Origin of the sequence: Gottfriedia acidiceleris, from assembly GCF_050457485.1 — a bacterium.
Classification (GTDB): domain Bacteria; phylum Bacillota; class Bacilli; order Bacillales; family Bacillaceae_G; genus Gottfriedia; species Gottfriedia acidiceleris_D.
Map to the genome: position 1 here is coordinate 109,310 of NZ_JBCMJM010000022.1, position 11,250 is coordinate 120,559.

Genomic DNA, 11,250 nt, shown 5'->3' on the forward strand with positions numbered 1-11,250 from the left:
CCCAATTTTATCAATTTATCAGGCACTTCGATGTTAAAAAAGTCACATGGAGGTTGAACATGAGATGAGAAAGCCGCTCGAACGCTCATTTTATTCAAAAAGCAGTATGTTTTCATTTTTCATTATTTTGTTTCTACTCTTTACAACGTGGGTTGGAACGGACAGGTTTTTACACTTCGATATGGCATTAATGGGTTATTTTATTTCTTCGCTCATTTTTGCAGTAGGCTTAACGATCAGGATGTCAGCATGGCTTATCAGGCCGGCAACACATCAAGTTATAAAGCGTAGTTTGAAAAATTTAAAAGAAAATACTAGAAAAAAACGCAATTTATTATCGATCACTAAAACAGCATTTGAAAATATTTTCTTACAGAAATTTATCTTTAAAAGGGGAATTTACAGAGGTATACAGCATTTTCTAATTTCTTGGGGATGCATCGGTTCCTTTGCAATCACCTTTGGTTTGACATTTGGCTGGATGCACTTTGAGCTCGTTGATCCAAATACATACACGATTGTTGTTATGGGTGTAGATACCATTACAATGGCAGCACACGGTCTATTCGCTGAAATGGTTTACAACGGGTTAAACATTACAGCTAGTATGGTTCTTATTGGAGTAATCATGGCGATTGTAAGAAGAATTATGAGTCAAGATGTGAAGGTGACACAAAGAGCTGAATTTGATTTATTACCTTTATATTTACTACTAGCTGTAACAGTGACAGGACTTCTATTAACTGTCTCATATGTACTTTTAGATGGTTGGATGCATCATTATTTAACACTTATTCACCAATTGACAGTCGTTATTTTACTTATCTATTTTCCATTCGGAAAGTTATTTCATTTACCGATCCGTCCATTAGCAACAGCAGTTCCAATGAACTATCAACAAGAACTAAGGGTAGATACGAGGCCATGTAAAAGATGTGGGACACCTTATAGTTCTGATGATCAAATCAGCGATGTAAAAGATATATTAGCTGTCCAAAGCTTTGATTTACAACTAGAAGATAGAAGTTATCTCTCAGACTATTGTTTACCATGCCGAAGAAGAATTAGAGTCATGAAACAACTAAATTCAGAGCCACATCTTAAGAGCAGTAATCCAATATCTACACTTAATGGAATTCAAATGTCTGGTTTTAGCAAAAAGAGATCTGATGACTATTATCGTTTTCCAGAGGAAGTACAAAAAGATCTTAATCAATATAAAGAAGGAGGTAGTGAAAAATGAGCCAATACATTGCCAAAGAAGGTGTTAAAAACCTTCATAAACCAGGAGAAAAATTAATTACTACCCATTGTTGTTACTGTGGAATGCAGTGTGGTATGCATATACGTGTAAATGAGAAGTCAGGAAAGGTAGTAGGGGTAGAGCCAAGGTATGACTGGCCAGTTACAAGAGGGAAAATGTGTCCAAAAGGAGTAACCGCATACCAAACTGTTGAGCACGATGAACGAATCCTTACTCCACTTATTAAGAAAAATGGCGAATTTGTTAAAGCTACTTGGAATGAAGCGCTAGACCTTATTGCAGAAAACTTTACTCGAATACAAAAAGAAAGTGGAAAGGATGCTTTATCTGTTTTTGGTGGAGTATCAATGACAAATGAAAAATGTTATTTAGTAGGTAAATATGCGAGAGTTGGTCTCGGTACAAGGTTTATCGATTACAATGGTCGATTCTGTATGAGTTCTGCTGCAGGAGGATTCCTCAAGACACTAGGAACTGACAGAGGTTCGACTCTTCCGTGGCCTGAATTAGAACATACAGATTGTTTCTTTATCGCTGGTTCTAATACAGCCGAGTGTCATCCTACGAGCATTCAATGGTTGTGGAGAGCAAAGGACAAGGGAGCTAAACTGATTGTGGCAGATCCGCGAGAGACTCCAACAGCGCGTGTTGCAGATGTACATTTGGATCTTAAGCCGGGAACAGATTCTGCATTGGCGAACGGAATGCTTCATTTACTTATTAAAAATGGCTATGTAGATCAAGGCTATGTAAATGAAAGATGTAATAATTTTGAAGAACTAAAGAAAACAGTTGAAAAGTTTACACCCGAATATACTTCAAAGATAACAGGCGTGTCGATTGGGAAGATTGTAAGAGCTGCTCATATTTATGGACTATCTCAAAAATCAGTTGTTATGTTTGCAAGAGGTGTTGAGCAACAGTCAAAAGGTGTAGATAACGTTTCACTTTATACATCGATGGCACTGCTTAGGGGACAAATAGGTAAATTTGCTTCCGGGGTTGCTACTTTTACTGGACAGGGAAATGGTCAAGGCGGAAGAGAGCACGGGCAAAAAGCCGACCTTTTACCAGGATATAGGAAGCTAACAGACCCAGAAGCGGTGAAGTATGTATCAAAAGTATGGGGCATCGATCCAAGCGAAATGCCAAAGCCTGGTGTTTCTGCTTATGAACTGTTTGATGAAATTCAAAAAGGTAACATTCGTGGTATGCATGTTATTTGTAGTAACCCTGCAGTCTCTGCACCGAATCTAGAACATATTTGGAACGGGTTCAGGAAGCTTGATTTCTTAGTTGTCAGTGATTTCTTCTTATCTGAAACAGCAGAGTTTGCTGACGTAGTATTACCAGCCACTACTTGGGCAGAGGATGACGGAACAACAACAAACCTCGAAGGCCGAGTGATCCGAATCCGTAAAGTGCGTGAGCCTTTAGGTGAATCAAAGCCAGATTGGGAGATTGTTAGCTTAATTGCCGAACGAATGGGCAAAGGTAAATATTTTCCATATAAAAATGCTGAAGAAATCTTTGAAGAGTTTCGCTTAGCCACTAAAGGTGGGAAAGCAGACTACTACGGAATAACATGGGATCGAATTGATAAAGAAGACGGAGTGTTTTGGCCTTGTCCTTCTGAAGATCATCCAGGAACTCCAACGATGTTTACAGAGCAGTTTGGAACGCCAGATGGTAAAGCAAACCTCCCAAGTGTTGAATGGAAAGAAGCAGGTGAAACTCCAACGATGGAGTATCCATTGTTCTTAACTACAGGAAGGGTAGTGTTTCACTATTTATCTGGTGCACAAACAAGGAGAGTCAAGTTCCTTATGGAACAATGTCCTGAACCATTTGCTGAGATGCATCCGGCACTTGCAAGCCAATATGGATTGGAGAATGGCGATCTTGTAAAACTGATCACACCGCGCTCCCATATGGTTGTAAAAACGAAATTAACAAAAGCAACGAGAAGCGATACGGTATTTGTTCCTTATCATTGGGGGAAAGAATTAGCGGTCAATCAATTAACTAATCCTTGTTTAGATCCAATTTCGCGAATGCCAGAATTTAAAGTATGCTCACTGAAGATTGAGAAATATAAATAACTTTTGAAAGGGGTCGGGATCGATGAATAAAATCATGTATTTAGAATTTGAGCGATGTATTGGATGTCGTTCATGTCAAGCAGCTTGCCGAGAATGCGGTGATCATGACGCAAAAGAAAGAAACTATGTGGAATATGTTGATTTCATGGAAAGTCGACAAACCTATCCGATGCTTTGTATGCAATGTAAAGATCCAGCCTGTGCACGAGTTTGTCCCGCGAATGCCATTCAAATAACAGAGGAAGGTGTAGTTCTTTCAGCAATGGAAGAGAAATGTATAGGATGTAGAAATTGTACTTTTGGATGTCCGTTCGGTATTCCAAAGTTCGATTTTGAAGAAAATAAAATGTACAAATGTGACATGTGCTACGATCGCTCAAAATACGATATTGCACCAATGTGTGCTTCTGTATGTCCTAGTGATGCGATTCGTTTTATTGACTTTGATGAAATGCAGCAGCTGCGCAGAAAAAGATCTCAGATGAATCTCGTTGAAGGTAAAAAACCACAAGAAGGAAATAAGTGGGAATATGTTCCAGAATTCTTTGGAGTGTATACAGAATAACAACATAAGGCGAAAGGAGACGTACCTATGCCTCAAGAAAATAAAGGTAAACGAAATGTAAAAGAAACAAATGATGATATGATTAACTTAATCGATAACTTAAACAGAAATGAAGATTTAAAATTAAACAGAAGATCCTTTCTGAAATCCGTTGTAGGTGCTTCTGTTACTCTTGGTTTAGCAACTGTTCCATTTTCAGCTATTGCCCTTAATAACAAGAAAGAAGATTTAAACAGACAAAAGATTATCAGTTTGAAAGACTTACCAAAAGATAGTTCAATAAACTTTAATTATCCAACAGCAGATGAACCTGCGATACTAGTACACACAAAAGATGGTAATCTAAAGGCCTATAATAATAAATGCACTCATTTACAATGCCCTGTTTTTTATGATAAGGAAGAATCAAAGCTATTGTGCCCTTGTCACCGAGGATTCTTTAGCGTGGACAATGGTCAGCCTCTAGCTGGTCCACCTCAGCGAGAATTACCACTGATTGAGTTAGAAGTAAAAAATGGAGTTGTTTACGCAGTTGGAAGGAAAGTCCGTCATGGTTCATAAAAAATATTGGATAATCATATTTATAACTTTAATTGTTAACGTAGTGATGCTTCAATGGACGATTGAGTCTTTTTATGGTGAAAATTATGAACATGTTAGGTTATTTTCTGTTATAGGAGTTCTTTCTGCTATAGTTTGCTTTCTTACTTACTTAAAATGGAGGAAGAAAGAATATCGAAAATAATCAAGGTTAACAGATAGAGTGTATGCAGGAAAGTAATAATAAAAATCCCCCGGTTAAAAATAACTGGGGGATTTTTTTTGTGGATTTTACTATATACAAAAAACAGATCAATAATAGAGTTTGCGCTTTAAAATATGTTAAGTATTTTCAGTTACCATTCGTTTGTTGCTTCAATTAATAAATTGCTTCCTTTAAAGGATCTCTCGCCAAAGTGTGTAATCAATGTACATTCTGTAATATTTGAAGACTGATCAACCATCTTGTAGCTAATAAACATACCAGAGGCAATTTCTTTGTTTGTTACATCGAATACTCGTACTTTTTTGCCTTCTAAACTACGTAGTTTCGCTTTTTGAAGAAAGGCGACCCAATAGTCCCAATTTGTAATGATGTATGCTCCTTCTCCATTTGTTAAGTAGCCTAATAGACTTTGAGAATCATTATATTCAGCATTAAGAGCTAGAATAAGATTCTTAATAATATGGTGTACGATTGTAAATTGTTTTAGATTTAATTGTGGGGAGAAATTGATTTTTAAAGATCTTTTATTTGAATCTATGACTCCTTTTAATTTAATGTTACTGTTAGTGTAAAAATACGTTCCTTCTTGTATTCTAAACCCTTTCATATGTAGAGTATGTTCTATAGATTTATCTGGGCTAATTGTGTGTAATTCAATAGTTAACATGATGAATATAACCTCCTGTGAACTTTATCTCTTTCTATCGATTTATTCACTATTATTATAGAAGATAACGAGGAAAGATACTGTGACATTTATTACAGGTAAGTGGGGGATACGTATGATAAACATAGTTCATCACACAAAAAGAAAGTGGTCCCAATTAATAGGACCACCTTATGTGTTTTTTATTAAAGTATCAGGTCGCACCAAACCATTAGATTCAGTCTTTTATAACATCTAATAAACAATTTTTTTCACTTTCAGACAGGATGTTTTGAGCCATAGGAAACAGCACCTGTTCTTCTTTCATAAAATGTGAAGTTAATACATGATAAGCTTCAATTACTAGATTACAAATTTCATCAAAGTTACTGTTAATACTTATGACCTCTGTTTTAGTGAGGAATTGTCTTATTAAACTTTTCGCCTGATCATGTTCCATTTCCATTACTGCAATAGGGCCATTTTCCCTTCCAATATGTTTAGCCATTAATTCAAATAAATGACCTTCTTCTTTTTGTGAGTGAGGATCTAGAATGGCTATAAATGTCATGACTTTGGAGCGTAGTTCTTCTAGTTTTTTTAATTTATTTTCTAGCAAACTTTCATTTATCAATGCATTTGAGCTTTCAAATAAATCCAACTTCTGAACATTTAATCCAGCATGTTCATCCTTAAGTAACTGTAAGGCTTCACATAATTCTACTTGATTATTATTTCCAATCATATTATGACATTCAAACATATTTTTTTCCTCCAAATAGAGTTATTTACTAACTTAATAATATAAAATATTGACTGACAGTGATGTGATTCTACTCACATTTGAAATGGGGATTTTTGGAAAACTAAATAGACGGTTTCTTTTATCTGCTTCAGTGATGTTTTTGACAAGTTATAGATATAGGATAAACTACATTTTAAGTTAGTTTATTTTACTCTTACTTGTGGATATATCACTAAATTGACCAATATAATAAATCACTTTCCCATTATCGTTACACACTTGAGTGATCGTCAGCCATTCTAAATAAACTTCACCATTTTTACGCTTGTTCCAAATTTCACCTTGCCAATTACCTTGATCTTTGAGCTGTTTCCAAAGTTGTGCATAGAATGCTTTGTTGTGATGTCCCGATTGAAGGATACTTGGCTTTTTCCCAATGATTTCTTCTTTATTGTAGCCTGTCACTTTAGTGAAGGAAGGATTTACTTTTTTAATTACTCCTTGTTCATTTGTAACCATCATTGCTTGGGCTGTATTTTCTAATATTTTATATTCCGTTTTTAATTTTTCACGGAAAGTCATCCATACTACAATAACGAAACTGAGAAGCGCAAACTCAGATAATGCCATAAATCCAATCGCATAATGTCCTGTCAAGCTAAACACAGTTGTTAAAATTAATGGAGGGAAGAAGCCGCCTAAACCTCCCATAGCAGCAACTAAACCATTTACAATTCCGGCTTGTTTTGTAAAGTAAAGTGGCACTAATTTAAAGATTGTACCGTTTCCGATTCCTGCACAAACTGCTACTAATAAAACCCCTACTGTGTATAGTTTAATAGTAGGAGAAAAAGATAATAGAACTCCTGAGAATGTTAATCCACCAAAGACAAACAATAATATGTTGAAAGGATTGAATTTATCTGAAAGAAAGCCACCGATTGGTCGGAAAAATGTTGCTAGAGCAATGAATCCAGCCGTACGTATACCAGCGTCAACAGGGCTTAAATTAAAATTATTAACTAAGAAATTTGGTAAATAGATTGTAAAAGCAACAAATGATCCGAAGGTAATGAAATAGAATAAATTAAGTGACCATAAAGTAGAGTTACGATAAACCTCTTTTACCTGCTTCACAATCGGAATATTTACTTTCTTCTCATTTTTATCACCAAACAGAAAATTTAATATGGCAAACGCTATTAGTAATACTAAATAAAATCTGACTGTTGTTTCCCAACCAAATGATTTAGACAAAACAGGTGCAGAAAATGCTGTAATTGCTGTACCGATATTACCAGATCCATAGATTCCGTTCACAAAACCATGTTTATTTGAAGGGTAATACTTTGGTAATGCTGTTACTCCGATTGAAAAGGTTGCACCACCTATACCAATAAACAATCCCCCAATAACTAAATCTAAAAGTGAATCGGCTTGACTAATGAAGAATACAGGAAATAAAAGAGCAATAAAACAGATCGTGAAAATGAGTCTAGCTCCAAATCGATTTGTGTAATACCCGATTGGAATACGAAGGATGCTTCCTAATATTACAGGGATGGCAGTGACTAAAGCGACTTGACCATTTGTTAATTCAATATCTTGGCGAATATTTGGCATAAGTGAAGAAATGATTACCCATACCATGAACCCAACGATGAGACTTGATGTTTGAAGAGGTAATTGAATTTTAGAACTTTTCATATAATGTTTCCCCTTTCTATGAATCAATAATAAAATTTACTAACTAAATATTACCAATCAATAGAAAGCAATGTTGTGAACTACATCACACAAATGAGGCGAAGATGAATAACTTATTTTAAACGATTCGTTAACTCATCAAATTGAAAATTTCTTCGTAAGTACCTCGAAGACTTTTATTTAAAGAGCGCAAAATATTACGATTTAAAACAGGCTCTTTAATGGACAAGTTTCTTATAAATAAAAATGGGACTTCTATATATGCCGAAGATTGGGTAACTTCAAGAATAATGGAATTATTAACATGAGTATGAAGAAAGATACTAGGCAAGCAAACATCACTTGATTTTAAGTAGCCAATTCTATATTGAAGTCCACTTGATTCTTTCATATGAACATTTACATTTCCGGCTAATATGATAATCATATTATGTTCATTGTGAATATGTATATTTTCATTTGTTTCTCTAAAGTATAGCTTGGATGCATCAAATATTTTTTTTAAAAGGTTATGGTCGATATCTTGAAACAAACAGAGGCTTTTCAAATAAAGCAAATAATCCAGTTTATACAATTTTTTCTCCCCCTAAATTACAAGACGGTATATTTTCATCATTATATAAAAACAATTTGAGCTAAACTGTGACTCTTTTCACACAAATAGCTCAAATAATAGCGGCAAGATGTTGTGAAATCAGTTAAAGTTATTGTGCTTTATTCATAAATTTTTAGGGTGTATATTAAAAAGAATTTATTTTAATCATTAAGGGGATTATGGAGTGAGAAAACAAGTGGAATATAAGGTATACCGATCTATTTCATATAGAATTACAACTAATCGAAAAAAATTAAATAGCCTTAACTATTTAGAATCTAAGTTAAGGCTACTAAATATCACGTTTTTAAAAAACTATAATAAGGACAAAAGCATACAGCTTAATAATTATATAGTCTTATAGAGAACTAATCTATGTTACAAATATCTTTTGGACAGTTATCACAGCCAATTTCATTTTTAAGAAATTGTAAGTCTTTGATGATAATTTTTCCATCGGAAGAATAACTAATAACATTTTTTTCTTTAAATCGCTTAGCATCCGATTAACACTTTCTCTAGTAGCAGCACAAAACTTAGCTAAGTCTTGATTGGTAAGATGAATGTTAAGCAGAATTCCGTTTTCTTGTAATTCCCCGTAAGAGTTCGATATACGGATGAGTGTGGAATAAAGTGCGCCTTTTTTACCATTTAATACTAAGTCTCGAATCTTTGATTGATTTTTTCTAAGGTGAGTAGAAATCCATTTCATAAATTCAAAAGTCAAAGGAGCATGGTTAATTAGTTTTTTCTCTAAGATATCTTTAGGAATGACCTGCACTTCTGCTGCCTCTAGAGCGTAAGCGCTAAGCATATAACTCGCATTCTCTGAAAATAGAGTCAATTCACCAATTAAGTCATCTTTTTTACAAATGCGAAGATTTAATTCATCACCATATAGAGTCAGTTTACTTATTTGGATCATTCCTGATTTAATTAGATACAATTCTTTAGCATCTTCTCCTTCTTGAAATAAGAAGGTGCCTTTTTTTACTGAACGAGTTGATCCGATTGACTGTAATAAGGAAGCCAAATCTTCAGAAACGATTGAAAGGTCACTTTTTCTATTATTATTATTTTCCATTAAAGTATCTCCGCTCCGTTATAGTTGAACACCAATGTATTAATGTATTTATCTAGAAAACAAGTATTTTGTGTATTACATTTATTACTATAATACCATGCTATTGAATAGCATAGAACAATATTCTAGGGAGATCGAATATAAATAAAATTGATAGGGTAGTGGGTTAGACTTGCATGTGGCAAAATGATCAGTTACACGTCCAACAAGGTGTTGTATTTAGGAAAATAAATACAACAATAAATTTGAAAATTTTAAACAACAGAATTGTGACATACATCATACGGTGAATTAATTTTGTATGCTAATATAAACTAAAATTCGTACAAAAAAATAAGGGGTGCGAAAAAAATGACGAATATTCTCGATACCCGCAATCGTCCATTACGAGATTTAAGAATATCTGTAACAGACCGATGTAACTTTAGATGCAGTTACTGTATGCCTAAAGAGATTTTTGGGATTGATTATCCTTTTATGAGTAAAGATGAAATCCTTTCCTTTGAGGAAATAGTTCGATTAGCAAAATTATTTGCAAAAATAGGTGTGGAAAAGATTCGTTTAACAGGGGGGGAACCTCTTTTAAGAAAAGATCTACCAATTCTGGTTAAGTGTCTTTCAGAAATTGATGGAATTAAGTACGTGACTTTAACAACAAATGGTGTATTTTTGGCCAAAAACGCCAAAGCACTTAAAGAAGCAGGAATTTGCCGCGTAAATGTGAGTTTAGATTCTCTTGATGATAAAGTTTTTATGAAGATTAATAATATGAATACTAGGGTTTCCACAGTTTTAAACGGAATTTTTGTAGCTAGGGAAGCCGGGCTAGAAGTCAAAGTAAATATGGTAGTAAAGAAAGGTCTAAATGATACTGAAGTATTACCAATGGTTCGTTTTTTTAAAGAAAAAAATATTACATTACGATTTATAGAGTATATGGATGTAGGATGTACTAATGGATGGAATTTTAAAGACGTTATCTCAAAGAAGCAATTATTCGATATAATCAAAGAACAATATCAGTTGGAGCCCGTAGAGCAGGATTTCATTGGTGAGGTAGCAAAACGATATCGATATAAAGGAACGAATACTGAGGTCGGATTTATCTCATCAGTTACAGAAACTTTCTGCGGTTCATGCACGAGAGCCCGTCTATCTACAGATGGAAAGCTATACACCTGTCTATTCGCCTCAGAAGGGTATGACTTAAGAAAAATGTTGCGTACCGGCGTTACAGATAATTACATTTCAACAACAATTCAATCAATATGGGAAAAAAGAGATGACAGATACTCTGAGATCCGTACAGAAGAAAGTCATAAAAATCGTAAAATTGAAATGTCATATATTGGTGGATAAAAAACAACTATTTTTCAATAGTTGTTTTTTCAGAGTGTTGAAATATAAAATGGTCAATAGGGAAAACGGACATTAAATGAACATTTATTAGTGATGAAATTATCATTTTTTTGGATGATCTTTTAATGTTTTTAAATGTTAATATGTTTGAGCAATTTTATGATGCCAATAACACTAGAAATGGTTTTTTTTTCAGATGTTAAAAAATTATGATCTAATTTTTAGAAAAACAAATTCAATTGATTTAGTTTTAGTTTAATTAGTGTTCGATATTAATTGACCTACAATCTGATTAATAAACAACTGTTGGGTTACTCTAAGTAAAGGCTATTTGATTAGGATTTATTGCAGACTTTTTTTGATGAATAAGTTGATTGGAATGGAGGGATGCTCGACTCCTATGGGATAAGCGGGAAG

At 34.1% G+C, this 11,250-nt stretch carries 9 protein-coding genes and 1 pseudogene; 5 read left to right on the plus strand and 5 right to left on the minus strand.

All coding sequences use genetic code 11. The features are described 5' to 3' along the window. Positions 1-64 precede the first annotated feature (64 nt). The 4 genes from ABEY15_RS21690 to ABEY15_RS21705 are packed head-to-tail and all read left to right on the plus strand — an operon-like array spanning position 65 to position 4,492. Positions 65-1,243, plus strand: coding sequence for an MFS transporter (locus tag ABEY15_RS21690; protein ID WP_429892128.1), 1,179 nt, complete (start codon positions 65-67; stop codon positions 1,241-1,243). Further along, positions 1,240-3,366 (plus strand): formate dehydrogenase subunit alpha, encoded by a 2,127-nt coding sequence (gene fdhF, locus ABEY15_RS21695; protein WP_429892129.1) that lies wholly within the window; start codon positions 1,240-1,242, stop codon positions 3,364-3,366. Before ABEY15_RS21690 ends, fdhF begins: the two co-directional genes overlap by 4 nt. Before the next feature lie 22 nt (positions 3,367-3,388). Then, positions 3,389-3,931 carry a 4Fe-4S dicluster domain-containing protein gene (locus ABEY15_RS21700; protein WP_098809554.1) on the plus strand — a complete coding sequence of 181 codons (543 nt, stop codon included), beginning with the start codon at positions 3,389-3,391 and terminating at the stop codon, positions 3,929-3,931. 27 nt (positions 3,932-3,958) lie between these two features. Then, positions 3,959-4,492 carry a Rieske 2Fe-2S domain-containing protein gene (locus ABEY15_RS21705; RefSeq protein WP_429892130.1) on the plus strand — a complete coding sequence of 178 codons (534 nt, stop codon included), beginning with the start codon at positions 3,959-3,961 and terminating at the stop codon, positions 4,490-4,492. A gap of 335 nt (positions 4,493-4,827) precedes the next feature. Here the strand turns inward: ABEY15_RS21705 and ABEY15_RS21710 are convergent, their stop codons facing one another. From ABEY15_RS21710 to ABEY15_RS21730, 5 genes and pseudogenes are all read right to left on the minus strand, one after another. Beyond that, entirely contained in the window at positions 4,828-5,364 is a 537-nt protein-coding gene (locus tag ABEY15_RS21710; RefSeq protein WP_429892131.1) for a hypothetical protein, read from the minus strand. Between the two features lie 217 nt (positions 5,365-5,581). Further along, a complete protein-coding gene (locus tag ABEY15_RS21715) occupies positions 5,582-6,106 on the minus strand; it encodes a hemerythrin domain-containing protein (protein ID WP_429892132.1) in 525 nt (174 codons plus the stop codon). A 180-nt stretch (positions 6,107-6,286) separates the two neighbouring features. After that, positions 6,287-7,795 carry a nitrate/nitrite transporter gene (locus ABEY15_RS21720; RefSeq protein ID WP_429892133.1) on the minus strand — a complete coding sequence of 503 codons (1,509 nt, stop codon included), beginning with the start codon at positions 7,793-7,795 and terminating at the stop codon, positions 6,287-6,289. 130 nt (positions 7,796-7,925) lie between these two features. Then, the gene (locus ABEY15_RS21725) at positions 7,926-8,369 is read right to left on the minus strand and encodes a hypothetical protein (protein ID WP_429892134.1); all 444 of its coding nucleotides are present in this window, start codon (positions 8,367-8,369) and stop codon (positions 7,926-7,928) included. Positions 8,370-8,758: 389 nt separating this feature from the next. Next, positions 8,759-9,474, minus strand: a pseudogene (locus ABEY15_RS21730) (Crp/Fnr family transcriptional regulator). Positions 9,475-9,825: 351 nt separating this feature from the next. Here ABEY15_RS21730 and moaA point away from each other — a divergent pair. Beyond that, positions 9,826-10,833, plus strand: a complete 1,008-nt coding sequence (gene moaA, locus ABEY15_RS21735) for a GTP 3',8-cyclase MoaA (protein WP_429892135.1) — start codon at positions 9,826-9,828, stop codon at positions 10,831-10,833. Positions 10,834-11,250: the final 417 nt, after the last annotated feature.